A 17851-nucleotide genomic window follows, 5' to 3' on the forward strand; every position below is an offset into this window, starting at 1 on the left:
CTCTACGCCCGGGAGGGTGTGACCTTGCGCAGCGGGCGGGTGATCCAGACAGCCAGGACCGCGGCAACTACGGTGAAGACGAGGATGGGCCAGGCGTCACGCAGGGTCGGCGGGATTCCGAGGGAAGCGGCGCTGATCAGCACCATCGCCGATGCGCCGACGGCGGCAGCGGGGGCGCGGAGCGCCGGGGCCCGGCGTTCAGCGAGGCCGTGCAACGCCAGTCCCGTGGCTGTGCACACGAAGCCGACGGCGAGACCCGCACCCAATCCGAACAGTGCAGCGAAGAGGACCAGGCCCGGCGCGGCGGGCAGCGGCATGTAGAGGGCTCCACTGATCGTCCCCAGTGCCCCGCCGGTGCCCACTCCCCTGAGGAGGACTCCGAGACCGGGTCCCGCGGGTCCATCCTCGCCGGCTGTTTCACGGATCAACATGGGCTGAGAATACCTCCCGGTCGGCTGAGGGTTTGCCGTGCCGATCCTTCGCCTGTGCGGAGGGAATCATGCCCTTGGCGCTGATCTTGGTCTCGTCATTCCTGCTTCATGGCGGCGATCTGAATGAGGTTTCCTACCGTGTCGTCAAGGACTGCCGTGGTGACCGGGCCGCTTTCCGTCGGCGGCTGCGTGAACACCACGTCCAGGGCCCGGAGCCTCTCGTATTCGGCGTTGACGTCGTCGACGGCGAAGGAGGTGAAGGGGATCCCGTCCTCAGCAAGCGCCTGCTTGAACGGCACGACGGCGGGGTGGTCCGATGGCTCAAGGGAGAGCTGCGTTCCCGTTGGATCCTCCGGCGAAACGAGCGTGATCCACCGGTATTCGCCGACGGGGATGTCCGACGCCACCTCGAACCCCAGTTTGCTGGTGTAGAAATCCAGAGCGGCAGCTTGATCGTCCACGAAGACGGTTGTGAGGTTGATTTTCACGGGAACTCCTTCACGGGCCAGCGCTCGGCGATCTGCGCGAGCGGCGTTGTGTCGAGCGTATGGAACTTGTACCTGCCGCGGCGCTCGCTATGGACAAGCCCCGCCTCCTCGAGCACGCCCAGGTGTTGCGAGATCGCCTGTCGTGAAGCGCCGAGTCCGTGCTTCATGGCGAGCCGGGTACAGATTTCGAAAAGGGTCTGATCACCCCGTTCGAGAAGTTCATCAAGGATGGCGCGGCGGGTTTCGTCGGCAAGTGCCTTGAAAACATCGCTCATGGGGCGAGCATAGGCAAGCAGTTGCTTGCATGTCAATGGATCACAGAGCTGCTGCTATTGAGAATCGAGCTAGGCGGGCCACCGCCAGATGAGCCAGCCACAGGCCGGGGGGCTTTTGAACTTGCTGACTCCGTGGCAGATAGCCCGTCTGACTGCGTCAGGGAAGGCTTCCACTCCACCGCTGCACGCAGGGTCACTGCAGGAGCGTTCCTGAGACGCTTGCCCACGTGATCACCCGGCCCAGTGCCACCCGCTTCTTGTAGATCCACCCGCCGATGACCATCACGAGCACGCCGACGTCAAGGTGCCGGGTCCAATGATCCCACCCGCCGCCGAACAGCAAGTGAGAGAGGAAAGCCCCCAGCACCAGGAGGAGCGGCACCCCGACGGGCAGGTGCCGGGTGTAGTAGGCCCGCAGGGCCTCACCGATGCCGTTATCCCGCACATCGGCAGCCCGCCGTTCGGCCGCCACCCAGTGGCTGGGCCGCTCCCCCTTTTTGCCCCCTGGTTCAATGCGCATTGTCACGGCCCAGACCGGAGCTCTCGGTCTCCCGGAGGAACCGGCCCTGGCGGCGGAAATCGCGCATGAGGAAGGAGATGGTCACCAGCAGGATTAGGGTCAGGGCGGCAGCCGTCCACCACAGGTCCTGCGAAACGATAAGGAACAGGTAGAACGGCGCGACCAGCAGGAAGGTCGCTGTCTGCTTTCGCATCTGCACAGCCGCGGCCCGCACCACCGTCAGGTGTTCCTGGTCCGGGGGCTCCTTGCCTGCGATCTGCCGCCTCACCGAAGCCCGGTCGGCCTTGTTGAGCGCGACCATTACGTCTGCCCTGCCCAGGTCCACTGAGGGCTTGACCCGCTTGGTGTTGTAGACGAATCCGCCGATCATGCAGCCGGTGGCCATCAGCAGCACGCCGATCTGAAGGTACTCCAACCAGGAGGCCTGCCCGCGCCCCAGCAGATAGGAAACCCCGGCTCCCAGGGCGAGAAGGGGCAGGGCCAGAGCGGGGAAATACCGGGTGTAGTAGATCCGGACCGCCTCACCCATGCCATTGTCCCGGGTGCCGGGCGCCCACCGCTCAGCCGTCACCCAGCGGCTGGGTGGTTCCTCGCTCTTGCCTGTCTCCGCCACTTATCCCCCATGGTTCAGTGCCTTTGCTGCGGCTCAGTCTTGCGCGGGATGGTTCCTCGGTCGCTGAACGCGGTGAATTTGAACCGGCTGCGAAACGATTCGACTCCTGTGCGCGGCGCCGGCGGGAAGCAATTTTTCAAAGGCATCACCGCAGACAATTCCGCCCTGGCCGCCGGAGGCAAACGCCGCCACGGGCATGCGCGGATCCATCCGCATCCCAGCCGGCTCGGAGAGCCCTGCGATGGCCTTGATCCCGGCGGTGATCTTGGCGACGGCACGGTCGACGCAGCCCACATGGGTCTCCGCGTTGAAGGCCTTCTCGAACAAGGCGGCATCAAAGCCGTCATCTGCCGGAGCGGTCACAGGGGTCTTAGAACTCTGGTAGTCGCTCATGCCGGTTATGTGTGGGGCAGGGGAGTCTCCGTCCCCAATGGCGCCGTGAGGCGCACTCCCCCGGATGGGTGGTTTCGCCCAAGTCCATCCAGGGGTAGCGGCACCAGGTGAGGTTATGAAGCCGCAACGACCTCGACGATCGCGTGTCGCTTGGTCTCCTCGGCGAAGGGCTTCGACCGGACCAGGATTCCGTAGGTGCCCGGCGGGAAGTCCACTTCGAGGCGAATCATCACGGAGTAGCGGCCGTTGGCGTCGGCGAAGACAGTCGGGATGTCGAAGGCTTCGCCGTCGGTTTGCCACCCGCCAAACGAGATTTCAGTCTCGGTTCCGGGCGCGTAGCCGTCCCCGACGACAAACCAGGATGTTCCCGTCTTGCGCTCGACACGGACCGGCTCCGGCCCCGGGACGGGCGCCAGATCTGGGTAGTTCCACGCGTGGGGTGAGTGGGGTGCCGGAACGAACGGCGGCAGCGTTTCGGCAGGCTGCGATGCGACCGGGGGTACAGGGGCCGGCTGGGGTGCCTCGGGCATGATGGGCGCCGGGTGGGGCGCTTCAGGCACCAAGGCGGGATCCGCCACGACCGGTGCAGGCCCAGGCGGCGCAGGCGCCGGCGATGGGGCGGCCGTCGGCTTCGAGGTGGCGGGTGCTGCCTTGGTGGGTGCCGGTTTCGGGGTCGCGGAAGGCGAGCTGGATGCGCTGGCCGAAGGTCGCGGTGTGGGTGCTTCGGCAGGTCCTGACGCTGCCGGGGCGGTGCATCCTGCGAGCAGCATGGCTGCAGCGGAGAGTGCGAGGATGGATGGCTTGTTCACGGTCGTTCTTTCATCTGGAAGGGTGGCGCCTTGAATCAGTCCTGGGCGCCGGGAAAGGCGGCAGGCTGGGCTCATCGAAACCGGGATCGGGGCACTTTCTGGCCTCCGCACGATGTGCGTCATCCGCATCCAGCTGCCCCCACAAACCGGATGATGAGACGGACTGTACAGCCACGAAGCTCCGTCGAAGTCGGGTTCTGATTACGGTCCCGCAACGCTTTTCCGCGGAGCGCCCGGAACGGTCGCCGGGCGCTCGGATCAGGGCTCGTCGACCGGCAGCACGAAGATCTCGCGCGTCTGACAGGGGCCGCTGAACCGCCGGACCGCCGTCACGGCAACGTCCTCCCGGCCCAACCAACATTCCACCTTCGGGGCCCGAAGTTGCACGTCCCCGCCTCCGCCTTCGCGATGTCCCTGGGGGCCAGAGTGATCGTCGCCTGCTCCCGCTCAAGGTCTCGCATGAGCAGGTCGATGAGGTTGTCCTTCGCCCGCCGGACGATGCTGTGGTCGTACCCGGTCTCCGTCCGGGCACCCCGGGGCATTCCGTGCGTCTCGCAGTAGGCACAGGTCACCGGACGGTTCGGCTCCCCGTCGGGGTGCTTGACGACCGCCTTGCAGGCGCCGTAGTGCCGCCGGACGCTTCGGTCCACGTTGGGGTCCCCGCCGGGCTTGGTTTGGAGGAACTGATGTTCCAGGTTCGCGAGGGCCCGCTCGATCACCTGGATAGCGGCAGCGGCCTCACTCTTGGCGATCCGCAGCTACAGGCCCCCTCCCGGCGGGGAGGTGCTCGAGTCCTATGCCTCGCGAAGCCGCACTTCCGGCAGGAGCCGCGCAGGCGTAGCATCAGCCCCATCATCCTCAGAGCGGGCGGGGAAGTCCGTGAAATCCAGGACCCTTCGATGGATTGCATCTGCGGTGACCGTCTTGGCCGCGGTCACTATGTCGGGCTGTGACGGCGATGAACCCGACCCTCCGCGCGAGCCGGAAGCCACAGCATGGTCAACACCGACCGTCGCCCTGCCTTCGGCGACACCGACAATCGATCCGGCGGCCATTGAAAAGCTCCTTGCGCAGCTGAGGTCAGAGCCACCGGAGACATGCCCGGAGTGGGCTCCAGGGTACGAGAATGCCGGGTACAGCGGACTCGGGCCTGATGAGGCCGAGGTGTACTCGGAGGTACTGGTCTGCGCGGGTCCGGCGGACACGTTCCTCACGAACAAGAGTGACGGGGTGTGGGTCTTCGACAGCTCGGTGACCGAAATGAGAATTCTTGAGTACGGCACCCATTCCGAGTTTTTCCGGACCTCCGGGGTTGCGGTATCGGGCCTCCTGTACATGGTTCCCGGGGACTCGGTGGACATCCCCGACGGGGCGGTTCTCAGTTGGACCCCCGACCCTCAGTTGACGGCAGCCTGGGCAGTGCAGGAGTTTGGGATTGATTATGCGGCCAGCTACGGCGCCAAGTACCTCGACCGGACCATCAAACAGCAGACCGGGCATTCCCGCGCCATCGCCCAGTGCATGCTGTCCGCTACGCAGACATCGCATGCGGCAAGCGAACTCGATGAAACGAGCGAACTGGTCGATCAGCTCCAGATGGGCCTGAAGGCGACCGGGGCTGGCACCTGCTGGCCGGCGATGCAGAAAGCGGACAACGCCGCTCAGGCGGCCGACGACGTCCCGCCGGTCAAGACCAGCTGGAATACGCACGTCAACGGTTTTTCAGGGCAGATCGACAACGGGCTTCAGATTGGGAAATACCTCAACTTTGCCTTTGCCTGCAAGATCATCCCGCGGTGCGGGTAACGGCTGACCTCAACGATGCGAGGGCGCGTTCAGGACGACCTAGCCGAGACGTCCGCGGACGATCTCGCTGACCGCCTTACCGTCGAAGCGGCCCGCCACCTCGGCGGTGACGGGCTTCATGACAGCCCCCATCTGGCGCATCGTTGGTTCCTGGCCGTCCGCCTTCAGCGCGGCGATGACCTTGTCGACGATGGCTTCGACGTCGGCCGCGGTCAGGGCCTCCGGCAGGTACGCCTCGATGACCTCTGCTTCGGCGATCTCCGCGGCGGCGCGCTCGGTCTCCCCCGCCTCGGTGTAGATCCGGGCGGTGTCGCGGCGCTTTGCCGCTTCCTTCTGGAGCAGGGAGGTCACCTGGGCGTCGTCGAGCTCGACGGGCGTCTTGCCGGACTTCTCGCGGGTGGAGATTTCACCGAGCACATTGCGCACGGTGGTCAGCTTCAGCCGGTCCCCGGCCTTCATGTGGGTGATGACATCGGCCTTGAGGCGTTCTTTCAGGGTGGTCATGGTGCTCCTCGCTTTATGGTCGGTGCGTCAGCACCGGTAACGATGGGTGAGGCAGGAGGATCCTGCCTCACCCGGAGCCCTCCCGCAGTGCCGCGTTCCACCCGGTGACCGCCCGGCTCTTGGTTCTATTCTGCACCGTTGGCTGGCACCGACGTCCGGCCGACGAGGAATAGTTGGCCGCCGCAACCAACTCCTCGATAGGGTGTCGCAATAATCCGGCGAGAGGGGACACCATGTCTAAGGGAGATGTCGAGACCTTCCACGAGCACGGCCTGTGGATGAATCGGCGCGAGGTCGTTGATGACAAGCCGTGGGGCCTGCGGGACACCAAGGAAGAGGCAGCAGCCATCGGCAGGGGTGTGGCCAAGGCGGAAAAGGTCGAACACATCGTCCGAAACCTCGACGGGACCATCGACGAACGGACCTCCTACGGGCACGACGCACGCCGTGTCCGGGGCTGAGGGAATCCCGAGCCGGCTGCAGCCGCCCATCAAGCTGGCGCTGGCAAAGCCCGTCGCCTCAATCCCGGAACCGGGCGCGCTTCCGGGCGGGTGCCTTTACGAACCCAAATGGGACGGCTACCGCATAGCGATCATCCGCGAGGAAGACGGCACCGAGCTGTGGTCAAGGAACGGCAACAACCTCACCACGTACTTCCCTGACCTGGCGCTCATCGCCGACGACCTCATCCCACCGGGCTGCATCATCGACGGCGAAGCGGTTATTTGGAACAACGACCGGCTCGACTTCGGCGCCCTTCAGGCACGGGTCGGTGCATCAAAGCGGAACCTCGCCCGGGTGGTCCAGGACCTGCCGGCCCACTTCACCGCGTTCGACCTGCTCTGCGTCGCCGGCCGGGACGCTCGAAAACTCCCCCTGAGCAGCCGGCGAGAACTACTCGAGGAACTCGCCGCGGATTGGGCGCCGCCGATGACCCTCTCCCCCGCCACCCGGGACCCGGACCTGGCGCGGACCTGGTTCGAGACGATGCCCGCCACCGGTATTGAGGGCCTGGTCATCAAGGGCACCGGCACTGCGTACGACGGCGGCGAGCGCCAGTGGCTCAAGGTCAAGCACCGCGACACCCTCGATCTGGTGTGCGGGGCGGTCACCGGGCCGATCAGCCGTCCCGCGACGATCATCGCAGGGATTATGCTCGACGGTGACCTGACGATCGTCGGAAGAACCGTCCCGCTCTCCGCAGACGCTTCCAAAATCCTGGGCCGGATGCTCGCTCCAGCCGAGGCCGGTCACCCGTGGCCGGAGGAGTTCATGTCGGCTTCGATGTCCCGATTCAATGCAGCCAACGGACCCACCCGGCTGACGCTCGTGCAGCCGGTGGTTATGGAGGTCACCGCTGACGCCGCGTTCTCGGGGACTTCCTTCCGGCACCCGCTGCGCTTCGTCCGTCTGCGCCCCGAGCTCAGTCCCGACGAGGTGGACGTCCCGGCCCGCTTCGGGCGGTGAGATTCGGTTCATCCCGTCAGCGCGCTCCAGTGTGCCCTTGAAGGGGCGGTCCAACGCGCCTACCGTTGTGGGAAAGACCGATTCTTCTGGAGTGAATTCATGGCAGAACTACGCATCGAGCAGTGGTGGCTCCTTCTGGACGTCACCCACAAGGAATGGTTCCGCGAGAATCTCGGGGCATCGGAGATCGATCCTGACGCCGCCAGTGCCGTCAGTGCGGTCGGTGGCCCCAATCTCGAAGGGACTACCCTTTCTTCCGGTGACTGGGACTTCATCGAAACCCAGTCGGAGTTTGTGGACTGAGCGCTGTTACACCGCTTCTCCCCACCTGACTGCATTGTCGGGCTAGCCCGCGCATGCAGGACCAGATGCCGGCGCGCCTCACGTGCGCTCTTCAATGCTCGTTCGAAGAGCGTTCATACCGTGTCTGGAGCGGTCAGCGGGTGAGTTCCGAGCGGGCGTTGGCGGTGACCGCAATGGGGACGCCGTCGGGGACCAGGATGTTCACCATGGGCGGGTGCACGACGGCGGTCAGCGCCACCTGTGCGGTCCTGCCGTCGGGCGTGCCCGTCCCCGGCCCGACCTGCAGGCCGTGAAAGCGCGCCGACGCCGACGTCTGCTCCAAGTACCCGTGCACAGCCGTCGCCACGGTGCCCTGTTCCAAGACCGGCGCGGTCCCGCCGCCGTGACCAGTGCCGATCGTGAAGGAATCGGCGGCGGCGAGGGCCGCGCCATCGGCGACAGACAGCAGCCTCTTGTGCCCCAGATACACCGAGGTGGCGGCGAGGACCACCGACAGAACGAGCAGGGACACCACAAGGTATCCGATGATCAGCACTCCCACTTGGCCCTCTTCACCACGCAGGCGGGACGGAAACGGCGGCCGACCCGGTGTTCCCCCTTCCCAAGGCGGCTTCATCCGAACCGCTGCACAATCTGAGTTGCTGAGGAGTCGACCGTGGCCGCCGAGGCGTTGGTTCCGGGCATTGTGGGAATCAGGGGAAGGGGCACCTCCAGGTGCACCGTCACTGTGGTGCTCGACCCGGGTGAAAGGCACTCACCCGCACAGGTGATGTGGATGCGGGACTGGTCCGGGGTGAAACCGAAATCGGCCAGCGCCGTCAGTGCCGCCTGCCGCGCGTTTCCCTCGCCCTCCTCGGTGCTGTCGGCCTCAACGAATACCTTCGCGGCGTGGTCCGCGGCACCAATGACGGCGAACGACCCGGCCTGCAACTGAGCGGCGGTGAGGATTAGGTAGACAACGGGTACAAGCAGAAGCAGCCCCAGAAAGGTGAACTCGAGAACTGCGCTTCCCTCCTGCTTCCCTGCCGCGTCGAGCAGGCGCCGGTATGTCCCGCGCGCTGTTCCGCGTTCAGGACGGGAGCACCGCATGGCCTGATACTTCCAGCGTCCCCGTCGGACCGATGAGTCCGATCACCGGCAGCGGCGCACGCACGATGACCTCGACCGTGCCTGCACCACCAACGGTGCGGCGGCGCACCGATACGTCGCCGGCGAAGTCGTCAGTCAGTGCCGTGGAGATCAGTGACACCGTGCGCTCTTTCGCATCCCCGGGCGTCCGGTCCGCCAGAGCTCCGTATCGGGCTCCGGACGACGCCGCATCGATCAGTGTGTTCCGAACGTGCAGAACCAGCGTCAGCTGAATTATGGCGACGAAAATCACCGTCAACAGTCCGCCGATCAAAGCGAAATCAACCACGGCCGCCCCGCACTCGCCGCTTCCCGGTCGGGGCCGCCGGCTCCGGGCGCGGATCCGGTCCATTTAGGGAGCGACCTGGCTGATCGCCGATTCGAACAGTCCCTGGAGTGCCGGCCCCGCAACCGCAAGCAGCCCCGCCACGAGGACCGCCGACATGAGGGTGATCATCACCCACCCCGGGACATCGCCGCGTTCCGGATCATCCTCCCCGGTGCGGGCGAACAGCGCTGCGAGCCGGGCAATGAAGACCGCCCCGTGTCGTCCGAATGGTTCTAGCATGTCCGTTCCTTTCCCTCGGGATGTCAGAATCCGAGCTGGATCAGTGCAAGGCCGGGGAACACCGCGAATAAGACGGTCAGCGGAAGCACCCCGAAAACAACAGGGATCATCATCGCGATCTCCTTTTTCCCCGCTGACTCCATCAATTCGCGCTTTGACAGGTCGCGCACGTCCTGCGCCTGGGCCCGCAGAACATCGGCCAGAGGTGTTCCGCGCTGCGCCGCAACCGTGAGTCCGTCCACGAACCGCACCAGAGGCGCCAGGCGGTTCCTGTCCGAGAACGCCTGAAGCGCGTCAATCAGGGGCATACCGGCACGCGTGTCGGCCAGCAGTTCGCCGAACTCCTTCGCGAGCTCTCCGTGGGAGGTTCGGCATATCCGCTCTAAGGCGCCGGTTGCGCTTTCGCCGGCGCTCACCGCCAGTGCCATCAGCTCGGCGATGCTCGGAAATTCGGCAAGCATTCTCGCTTCACGTCGGCGTATCCGCGACCTGAGACGCATCTCAAGCACAGCCCCGGACCCGACGGCGCTGCCCAGAACGATGGCCAATGCAGCTACAACGCTTCCGCCGCCTGAGACGCCCCACAGGACCATGAGGACCGTTGAGACGCAGAAGCCCACTGCGCCGGTGACGATCTGCCGCGCCCGGAACTCCATAACCGACTGACCTGCGCCAGATTGGTCCAGGCGAAGTGCCAGGGCCCTCGAAGCGGGGCTGAATCGAACGAACCACCCGGCCAGGTCGTAAAGTGCCGACCGGAGGATGTGTCCGAGCGGACCGGCAAGAGTGGATACCCCGGACCGGCCCCGGCCCAATAGCCGTGATGGAGCCTCGACGGCTCTCAACTGGGGGCCGATCCGATCAACGAAACGCGCCCTCCGCGCTGCCGGGTGCCCGATGCCGGCGAGCCACAGACCAAAACCGAGCACGCTCCCGCACAAGGCAGACAACGCAAGGTAGGGCATCATCGCAGCACCCTTTCGTCCCTGGGCAAGGAACCGACACGCAGCATCACCCGGTAACAGAGAAAGGAGACCGCCAGCCCACCCAGGAGCACGACGGCCCCTGCCGCTGTGCTGTAGGCACGCACTGCCTCGGGGCGGGTCGCCAGGAGCAGCAAGACAAACCAGGGAGCGGCGACAGCCAGACGGGCCGCATTGATCGTCCAGGATTGCCGGGCCTCTAGTTCGTTGCGGGTACGGGCACTGTCCCTCAGAAACTCGGAAAGAGTGCCCAAGAGGCGTCCGAGGTCCGATCCGCCGACCTCGCGGGTGAGGCGCAGTGCCTCAACGATCCGGTCCGCCACGGGATCAGCGAGCCTGTCCTTGAGGCTGTTCAGTGACTCGTCGAAGCGGCCTCCGACCCGGTAGTCGGAGCCGAAGGCGACGAACGCGGCACGCAGTTCCGCCGGCCCCTTCTCACCAAGCTGAATCAACGCCTCGGGCAGCGAAAGCCCCGCTCGGATTGCGGAGCGCAGATGGTCGACGACGTCGGGCCACAGCTCCTGCAGGGACGCCGTCCTCCTTTTCGCCCGCCATCGCACGATGCTCAGCGGAAGGGTGCCGCCGAACAGCGCGAAGCATGCCGCAATCGGCACCGACCCCGAGAAAGCAAGGCCGCACAGCAACACGATCAGGCCAACGGCCAGACAGGTTCCAACAAGCCCCCGGGGAGAGACCTGACTCAGGCCAGCGCGAATCAACAGGCGGCTCAATCTCGACTGACTCCTGACCTGCGCCGCCCGCGGCGGCACAGGGGAGGACCAAGAGGACCACCACATCAGGAAGAGGCCGGCCCCCATTGCCATCCCCAACACCGCACTCATCGGTGGTCCTCAAGCAGAGCGGAGACGTCGACACCTGCTGCAGCGAACTTCTCCTGGGCCGGCATCGATGAAGCATTGAACCGGAGCGATCCGTCGATACGGGTGAAAACCGAGGCCGATTCGATGACGCCGTTTTCCACCCGCCGGCCGAGCGCCAGGACCTCCTGAATCTGGCGCTGCCCGCCGCGCAGCCGGGCACAATGAACCACGAGGTCGATGCACGACGCAACAGTCGGCACCGCAAACTCACTGGAGATGTTCTTGCCCGCCAACAGCGGAAGCGTGCAAATCTTCGCCACGGCATCGTGGGCCGAGTTGGCATGGACACTGCACATCCCCGGAAGCCCGCTATTTAATGCGATCAACATATCGAGGCTCTCCGCCTCGCGGACCTCCCCGACGATGAGGCGATCCGGGCGCATCCGCAATGCTTCCTTCACCAGCCGCCGCAGCGGAATCTCTCCCTGGCCTTCAAGGTTCGGCTGCCGGCACTGCAGGCCCACGACGTCGCGCAGCGGGAGTTGAAGCTCGAAAATCTCCTCGACCGTGACAACACGCTCTCGCGGGCCGATCGCGGCGCCAAGGCAGTTCAGCAAAGTGGTTTTCCCCGCCTGGGTCGCGCCGGAGACCAGGATGTTCAGCCCGCTCGCCACCGCCACGTCAAGGAACCGGGCGGCCTGATGGGTCAGGGTGCCCAGAGCGACGAGCTGTTCGAGCCGGCCCGCACGCACGATAAACCGCCGGATGTTCACGGCCCAGTGGCGGCGCGTGACATCCGGGATGACCACGTGAAGCCGGGAACCATCCGGCAGCGACGCATCGACGAACGGCGAGGAAAGGTCAAGGCGCCGGCCCGAGGACTTGAGCATCCGCTCCACGAGGTCGCGCACCTGCCGCTCGCTCAGCGTCAGCGACGTCAGCTCCGATTCCCCCGCCCGGGCCACATAGACCTCCGACGGCGCGTTGATCCAGATCTCCTCAATCGTCGGATCATCAAGGAACGGCTGCAGCGGTCCGAACCCGGCGACGGCGTCGAACACGTGCTTCCGGGCGCTCTCAAGGGGCCCCAGCGGGGGCAGCGATCCGAGGACCGCCCGTTCGCCGTAGTCATCGACAGCGGCATGAACCAGGCTCATCACCTCGGCCGCCTGATCCACCGGGTCCAGCCCACGGCGGCGGATCAGTTCGCGCACCTCGTCTTCGACAATGCCCACAGCATCCATGACGGTCCCCCGGCGGTCGAGCGGCACTAGCGGCACGCACCTCCGAGCTGGGCGCAGTCACAGCCTACTGAGCGGTTCCGGAACGGACCAGAGTACAACTGGTTATTGTGGACAACTTTCCCCGACTAGCCCAGCGCCCGCCACTGTGCTTCAAGGGGGCATAGCCCGGAGCACGCGGAATCATTGATCCAATTCACCTGCACCGTCTATTCGATCCGGAGGCCTTCAGCTACGCTCAAAGCACCCGGCGTGTTTGTGGCGCTCAGAGTTGCGGGACCGATCGCTCCATCGGCACCGTCCTGAACGCCAGTCGATAAGCGCGAGGCGGTGCTGTCTCGCGCTGCCGCCCAGGGTGAAGAACCGGTCTCGGAGCACTTGTTTGGGGAAATGATGAAGTCAGCACCTTGGGCTCCCGTGCCCGGATCGCGGGAGTCCAGCACCGTCCCGCGCCCGCAGAGCCGAAACTCAGCACATCGGTTCGCGTTCCACGCGAAGGCTGCGGCCGTATTGCTCACCGCACTGGCCATTGCCGGCTCATCGCTGTCACCGGCCTATGCGCAGGAAGTACCGGTCGATCCGGAGCCCGGCACCGAGGTTCCCGCCCCCACGCCGCCGGCCACAACCATCGACGAAGCGATCGCCAACTTCAACGCCGCCCGCGACGAACTGGGCTTCGAACCGGTGACGCTCAGCGAGGAGGCCGGCGCCTTCCTCGAAGCGATCCACGCCGACTCCGATGATGACAAGGCCCTTCAGACAACGGCCTTCGAACTTGAGCACAACCTGACGCCGCAGTGGAAAACCTATGCCGAGAGGACCACGGCAGAGCCGGCATCTGAAGTTGAACTGCTCGAGGCCCACCTCGATTCGCTGCTCGAGCCCCCGGCATCCGATGATCCGTACTGGGCAGCCGACATGAAGAGCGCCGTCGCCGTTGGTTTCTTCGCCAACACGACCGAGAATGAGGACGGCGACACCCAGGACAGCGGAATCGGCCTCTTCGAGAAGCCGACACCGGCCTTTGACGAACCGCCCGTCGTCAGCGGATCGAGCCAGGTCGGCCAGACCGTGGTCTTCGAGCACACCGGCTATACCAGCGGAGCCGCCCTCTCCCTTCAGTGGTTCCGGAACTCCGACCCCATCGAGGGCGCCACGGAACCGGCCTACACCCTCCGCGCGGAGGACCTCGGCCAGGACATCTCGGTCCACGCAACCCTGTCCCGCGAGGGCTGGGTCAACAGCCTCTCAACCCACAAGCTGCCCGACGTCGTGCAGCCGGGCACCCTGACCGCCCCCTCAGTCACTATCTCCGGTAGCCCCAACCTCGGGATGCCGCTCACCGCCGTCACCGGCGAACCCGGTCCGATTCCCGCAACGCTCAGCTACCAGTGGCAGCAGGAAAGCACGCCGATCGAGGGGGCTGTCACCGCAACCTACATCCCGACGGCGGCCGACGTCGGCCACCAGCTCAGCGTGACCGTCACCGCCTCGGCGCCCGGCTACACACCCGCCTCGCAGACGTCCGAGCCGACGGCGCCCATCACGAGCCTTATCGCTCCGGTACCGACGATCAGCGGTGCCGTGATGGTCAATTCGAAGCTGACGGTCTCACCGGGTGAGTGGGGGCCGGCCCCCGTGACGCTGACCTATGCGTGGTACGCCGACGGTGTGCGGATCGACGGCGCGTCCTTCGCCTCGTACGTGCCGACGCCGTCAATGCTCGGCAAGCGTCTAACGGTGCGCGTCACGGGTTCGAAGCCCGGCCACACGCCGGTCGGCAGCATGTCGAAGGCCACCGACCCGGTGGCTCAACAGGCCCTCATCGCGCCGGTTCCAAAGATCACAGGCAACGCCATTCTCGGGTCGAAACTGACGGCGGCCGCCGGAACCTGGGGCCCGGCCCCGGTGAAGCTCACCTATGCCTGGTACGCCGACGGCGCCCGGATCACCGGGGCGTCCCTCTCCTCCTACGTGCCGACGTCCTCGACCGTCGGAAAGCGCCTCACCGTCCGGGTGACCGGCTCCAAGACGGGCTATGTTTCCGTTGGCCGGACGTCCGCGGCCACCGACCCGGTGGTCAACCGGACACTCGTTGCGCCGGTGCCCAAGATCGTTGGCCAGCTTGCCGTCGGCACGAAACTGACCGTTTCGGCCGGCGAGTGGGGGCCCGCGCCGGTGTCGCTGAGCTACGCGTGGTACGCCGACGGAGCGCGGATTTCCGGCGCCTCCGCGGCGTCGTACGTCCCGACGTCGGCGGTGCGGGGCAAACGCCTGCAGGTGCGTGTGACCGGATCGAAATCCGGCTACACAACCACCGGAAGGCTCTCGGCGACCACCGTCCCCGTGGCGCCGCTGGAGGAAATGCCCCCAACACCGACACAGGCAGGATCACGCGCCTGGTGGAACTCGATCGCCAAGGACATGCTGCACCGCATGGAGAGCGACCCCGGCGGACAGCGCGCCTACGACGCATGGACCTACGCCTACCAGGCGCGCCTTTCGGCCGAATACCGAGGCTGGAAGGATCCCGCCACCCAGCGCTACCTCGCCCGCACCTACAGCCTCGTCAAGCCCGACGGTGGCTACGGCATGGACCAGTCGTGGGATGCCTTCTCCAACGGCACCGTCAACAGCGCGTCGACCACCTATACGGTGACGACGGCGGACCATGTGGGAGAGGTCCTGCTCACGGGGTTCCTCGGCGGCGGGGTTCCCAAGGCGAAACTCCTCGCGGCGGTCGATTCGCTGCTCAGCACGCCGATCGACGACACGCCCCATGGGAAGTGCATGGCCTACTCCAAGAGCAGCTATGACCGCCCCTCGTCCTCGGGCTGCGTGGTGAATGTGTCCCTGGGTGCCGCCGCGTTCCTCGACAAGGTGGTCGATTCCGGCGTCCTGAACAACGAGCCGGCCCGCCTGGCACGCGCCAAGGCCGTTGTTTCCCAGCTGAAGTGGCTCGGCATCAACACCTACAATGCGACGGGCGGCGGCTGGGCCTACATGTACCTTCCGTCGGGGCAGCTCCCGATCGGCCGCCCCCTCGTTCAGGACGCGAACCACAACGCCTACACCTTCGAATCGGCCATCCGCCTCTACGGGAAAAACTACGTCAACGAGGGAATGACGAAATGGCTGTCGCGGCCGCCGAGCTTCGTCAACTTCTTCGACGTGACCGGCAGGGTCCGGCAGCAGTCACTGACCCCCGGCGTGTACGCGAACAACGCCCTGAAGGACGCCGCGTACGTCTCCTCCAACGTCACCCTGCGCACCCAGTACGCCCAGCTGGGGCTGTGGGCGATGAGGCTGGCCAAGACCGCCACCCTCCACTCGATGCAGTGGCGGCCCACGGCCTACGTCGAGCCGATCGCTGCGTACAACGCTCGGGGTGCGCGCGTCTGGAGCACGGTGCCGAAAGGCTCGACCGTGACCCTCCGTTCGGTCGTTTCGTCACCGGCGGGAGTCCGCAACGTCAACCAGGCGGTGAAACTTGGCATCGGCGGTGCCTACAGCACCCGGAAGGCAACGGGCCATCTGGGCAACGTCGCCTTCGTGGTGACCGTGACGCGAAGCGGCTGCTACTCAATGGTCGTCGCGAAGGCATACACCTCAACGGGGGCGGACGTCACGCAGTCAATCTGCTTCCAGGCGGTCTGAGCGCGAGACTAACCACCGCGCGCCAGACGTGCAGCCCCGCCCCGTGGACGGGGCTGCACGTCTGCCACCGGTACCTCAAAGGCTCAAAGGCCCGGAGGCTCAAAGAACTCCGGCAATCACCTCAAGATATCCCTTGACATTTTGCGACACGCCGCCTCGGGGAGGCCGAAACGCCGAGGGGGCGCATAATATTCCGCTTTCACACAAGAATCATTAGTCACATACGTCACTCCCATGTAGTCTTCGATGGATCGCCCGCCCTGGCTCCGGCCTGGACTATGGAGAACCACTTTGACATCGACTTACCCCCGTAGACTCTTGTGCTCCGCAGCCCTTTCCCTTGCGCTTTTCGTCAGCGCAGTGCCCGCCGTTGCTGTTGCCCAGGTCCACCCCGCACCTTCGACAGCTCCCACCGCGGGAGAAGCGCCCGCGGTGAATCCTGCACCGGAGCCCACCGGCCCGGCCGTTGCGCCTGCTCCGGCACCCGCACCGGCAGAACCCTCCGCGGAGCCCGCCGAGGCTCCGGAGCCGGCCACGGCGCAACCCGCCGACGACGAGGTGACATCCTTCGTGCCGGACCCCACCTGGAACCCGCTCCTTGAGCCCGGAGCCAACCCCCGGCTCGGAGAGAACCACCCCGAGCCGGGCGACCATCTGCACAAGGCGCAGTCCACCGACGGCACCGCCGGTGCGGCCGCCTTCGGGCCCCGCTACGGCGACTTCAAGGTCAAGCTCGTCACGGTGAAGCTCGCGGACAAGACAACCGCGGATGTGAATGCCATCGACATGGCCGCCGCCAGGGCCTCGATCACCGCATCAAGCTCCTACTGGAAAAGCGCATCGATCAACCGCCTCTCCATGACCACCGTCTCCGAGGTGCGCGGGTTCGTGTCGAAGGCCAAGCACACCGACTCCTACGACCAGATCATGGCCACGGTGACACGGGAGCTGAACTGGCAGTACAAGCCATATGAGGCCCTCGTCATCTTCGTGCCGCACAAGGACCTGAATTCCTACGGCAACTGGGGAATCCTCGGCGGCGGCTTCACCGACAGCGCGACAAGCGGGCGCGTGATCATGCCCTACCCCTCGGCAACAACGAACAATGTTGTGGCCCACGAATTCGGCCACGTGCTGGGCCTTCACCACTCGAACTCCCTTAACTGCGGCAACGGGCGCCTCGACGTGGCCCGGGTTTCCGGGGGCTGGGGCGACACCAGCTGCAGGACCTGGGAGTACGGCGACACCGTGGACATCATGGGCTTCGCCCAGCTCCACACCCCGATGATCAACTCCTTCATGTACGAATACGGCGGCTTCGGCCGGGGCGACGAGATCCGCAACGCGGGCGTCGCGACCGGGACGAAGCGCTACACGCTCACGGCATGGGCCGGAAGCGGCGTGAACCGCGCAGTGAAGTTCACCGACCCGGTTAGCCGCGAGGTCTACTACCTGGAGCTGCGCCTGCCCGTGGGCCGGGATGCGAGCATCGCCACCGGCGGCAACCGCGGCGTGAAGATCATCAAGAAGGACCACCTCGGCTGGAGCGGCAACGCCTCGATCGCGCTCACCCCGAACAGCCGGTGGGCCGGCTACTACAACACGAACCACTCATGGCAGGCCGGCTCGACTTTCACCACCCACAAGGGAACCAAGGTGGCGATCAACACGGTGAGCAGCACCAGCGCCACGATCACGATCACCGCTCCGGCGTCGGTGCCTGCCCCCGCTCCCGCCCCGACTCCTGCTCCGACGCCTCCTGCTCCTGCTCCGGCTCCGGTGGTGTTGGATAAGACGCTGGCTGCGGTCAATGCCGGGGATTTCAACCGCAACGGCACCGATGA

23 protein-coding genes are annotated in these 17851 nt (G+C 65.8%); 6 read left to right on the forward strand and 17 right to left on the reverse strand.

Annotation, left to right across the window (positions count from 1 at the left end; all coding sequences use genetic code 11):
- Positions 1-2: 2 nt before the first annotated feature.
- The 9 genes from AC4D2R_RS07860 to AC4D2R_RS07900 all read right to left on the reverse strand — a co-directional run bounded on the left by AC4D2R_RS07860 (position 3) and on the right by AC4D2R_RS07900 (position 4179).
- Positions 3-431, reverse strand: a complete 429-nt coding sequence (locus tag AC4D2R_RS07860) for a hypothetical protein (protein WP_490939016.1) — start codon at positions 429-431, stop codon at positions 3-5.
- Between the two features lie 95 nt (positions 432-526).
- The gene (locus AC4D2R_RS07865; RefSeq protein WP_490939018.1) at positions 527-919 is read right to left on the reverse strand and encodes a VOC family protein; all 393 of its coding nucleotides are present in this window, start codon (positions 917-919) and stop codon (positions 527-529) included.
- Positions 916-1194, reverse strand: a complete 279-nt coding sequence (locus AC4D2R_RS07870; RefSeq protein WP_490899730.1) for an ArsR/SmtB family transcription factor — start codon at positions 1192-1194, stop codon at positions 916-918. Before AC4D2R_RS07870 ends, AC4D2R_RS07865 begins: the two co-directional genes overlap by 4 nt.
- Positions 1195-1387: 193 nt before the next feature.
- Complete coding sequence (locus AC4D2R_RS07875) at positions 1388-1714, reverse strand: hypothetical protein (RefSeq protein WP_490939020.1); 327 nt, start codon at positions 1712-1714, stop codon at positions 1388-1390.
- Positions 1704-2327, reverse strand: coding sequence for a hypothetical protein (locus AC4D2R_RS07880; protein WP_490939022.1), 624 nt, complete (start codon positions 2325-2327; stop codon positions 1704-1706). Before AC4D2R_RS07880 ends, AC4D2R_RS07875 begins: the two co-directional genes overlap by 11 nt.
- Positions 2328-2360: 33 nt before the next feature.
- Positions 2361-2720, reverse strand: a complete 360-nt coding sequence (locus tag AC4D2R_RS07885; RefSeq protein ID WP_490939024.1) for a hypothetical protein — start codon at positions 2718-2720, stop codon at positions 2361-2363.
- A 113-nt stretch (positions 2721-2833) separates the two neighbouring features.
- On the reverse strand, positions 2834-3280 hold the full coding sequence (locus AC4D2R_RS07890) for a hypothetical protein (protein ID WP_490939026.1): 447 nt from the start codon (positions 3278-3280) through the stop codon (positions 2834-2836).
- On the reverse strand, positions 3273-3476 hold the full coding sequence (locus tag AC4D2R_RS07895; protein WP_490939028.1) for a hypothetical protein: 204 nt from the start codon (positions 3474-3476) through the stop codon (positions 3273-3275). The genes AC4D2R_RS07890 and AC4D2R_RS07895 overlap by 8 nt, the downstream gene beginning before the upstream one ends.
- Positions 3477-3858: 382 nt before the next feature.
- Positions 3859-4179: a hypothetical protein gene (locus tag AC4D2R_RS07900; protein WP_490939030.1), complete on the reverse strand. Its 321-nt coding sequence runs from the start codon at positions 4177-4179 to the stop codon at positions 3859-3861.
- Positions 4180-4444: 265 nt separating this feature from the next.
- Here AC4D2R_RS07900 and AC4D2R_RS07905 point away from each other — a divergent pair, with 265 nt between their 5' ends.
- A complete protein-coding gene (locus tag AC4D2R_RS07905; protein WP_490939032.1) occupies positions 4445-5335 on the forward strand; it encodes a hypothetical protein in 891 nt (296 codons plus the stop codon).
- Between the two features lie 39 nt (positions 5336-5374).
- Here AC4D2R_RS07905 and AC4D2R_RS07910 read toward each other — a convergent pair whose 3' ends face one another.
- Positions 5375-5839: a GatB/YqeY domain-containing protein gene (locus tag AC4D2R_RS07910; protein WP_490939034.1), complete on the reverse strand. Its 465-nt coding sequence runs from the start codon at positions 5837-5839 to the stop codon at positions 5375-5377.
- A gap of 233 nt (positions 5840-6072) precedes the next feature.
- On the opposite strand from AC4D2R_RS07910, the gene AC4D2R_RS07915 reads away from it, so the two are divergent.
- The 3 genes from AC4D2R_RS07915 (at position 6073) to AC4D2R_RS07925 (ending at position 7609) form a co-directional block, all read left to right on the forward strand.
- Entirely contained in the window at positions 6073-6300 is a 228-nt protein-coding gene (locus tag AC4D2R_RS07915) for a DUF2188 domain-containing protein (RefSeq protein ID WP_490939036.1), read from the forward strand.
- A complete protein-coding gene (locus AC4D2R_RS07920; RefSeq protein WP_490939038.1) occupies positions 6287-7306 on the forward strand; it encodes an ATP-dependent DNA ligase in 1020 nt (339 codons plus the stop codon). The genes AC4D2R_RS07915 and AC4D2R_RS07920 overlap by 14 nt, the downstream gene beginning before the upstream one ends.
- Before the next feature lie 99 nt (positions 7307-7405).
- Positions 7406-7609: a hypothetical protein gene (locus tag AC4D2R_RS07925; RefSeq protein WP_490899720.1), complete on the forward strand. Its 204-nt coding sequence runs from the start codon at positions 7406-7408 to the stop codon at positions 7607-7609.
- Between the two features lie 133 nt (positions 7610-7742).
- Here the strand turns inward: AC4D2R_RS07925 and AC4D2R_RS07930 are convergent, their stop codons facing one another.
- The 7 genes from AC4D2R_RS07930 to AC4D2R_RS07960 all read right to left on the reverse strand — a co-directional run bounded on the left by AC4D2R_RS07930 (position 7743) and on the right by AC4D2R_RS07960 (position 12353).
- Positions 7743-8150 carry a pilus assembly protein TadG-related protein gene (locus tag AC4D2R_RS07930; protein WP_490939040.1) on the reverse strand — a complete coding sequence of 136 codons (408 nt, stop codon included), beginning with the start codon at positions 8148-8150 and terminating at the stop codon, positions 7743-7745.
- A 71-nt stretch (positions 8151-8221) separates the two neighbouring features.
- Complete coding sequence (locus AC4D2R_RS07935) at positions 8222-8698, reverse strand: hypothetical protein (RefSeq protein WP_490939042.1); 477 nt, start codon at positions 8696-8698, stop codon at positions 8222-8224.
- Positions 8679-9089, reverse strand: coding sequence for a TadE/TadG family type IV pilus assembly protein (locus AC4D2R_RS07940; RefSeq protein ID WP_490939044.1), 411 nt, complete (start codon positions 9087-9089; stop codon positions 8679-8681). Before AC4D2R_RS07940 ends, AC4D2R_RS07935 begins: the two co-directional genes overlap by 20 nt.
- Positions 9090-9305 carry a hypothetical protein gene (locus AC4D2R_RS07945; protein WP_490939046.1) on the reverse strand — a complete coding sequence of 72 codons (216 nt, stop codon included), beginning with the start codon at positions 9303-9305 and terminating at the stop codon, positions 9090-9092.
- A gap of 23 nt (positions 9306-9328) precedes the next feature.
- Complete coding sequence (locus AC4D2R_RS07950; RefSeq protein ID WP_490939048.1) at positions 9329-9961, reverse strand: type II secretion system F family protein; 633 nt, start codon at positions 9959-9961, stop codon at positions 9329-9331.
- A 308-nt stretch (positions 9962-10269) separates the two neighbouring features.
- Positions 10270-11130 carry a type II secretion system F family protein gene (locus AC4D2R_RS07955; protein ID WP_490939050.1) on the reverse strand — a complete coding sequence of 287 codons (861 nt, stop codon included), beginning with the start codon at positions 11128-11130 and terminating at the stop codon, positions 10270-10272.
- Entirely contained in the window at positions 11127-12353 is a 1227-nt protein-coding gene (locus AC4D2R_RS07960) for a TadA family conjugal transfer-associated ATPase (protein WP_490939080.1), read from the reverse strand. The genes AC4D2R_RS07955 and AC4D2R_RS07960 overlap by 4 nt, the downstream gene beginning before the upstream one ends.
- A gap of 507 nt (positions 12354-12860) precedes the next feature.
- Here AC4D2R_RS07960 and AC4D2R_RS07965 point away from each other — a divergent pair.
- Both AC4D2R_RS07965 and AC4D2R_RS07970 read left to right on the forward strand, forming a co-directional pair.
- A complete protein-coding gene (locus AC4D2R_RS07965; RefSeq protein ID WP_490939052.1) occupies positions 12861-16007 on the forward strand; it encodes a hypothetical protein in 3147 nt (1048 codons plus the stop codon).
- 291 nt (positions 16008-16298) lie between these two features.
- Positions 16299-17851 (forward strand): zinc metalloprotease (locus tag AC4D2R_RS07970; protein WP_490939054.1); only part of this gene is annotated, 1553 nt, incomplete at its 3' end.

The organism is Arthrobacter sp. TJ-217, assembly GCF_058269255.1.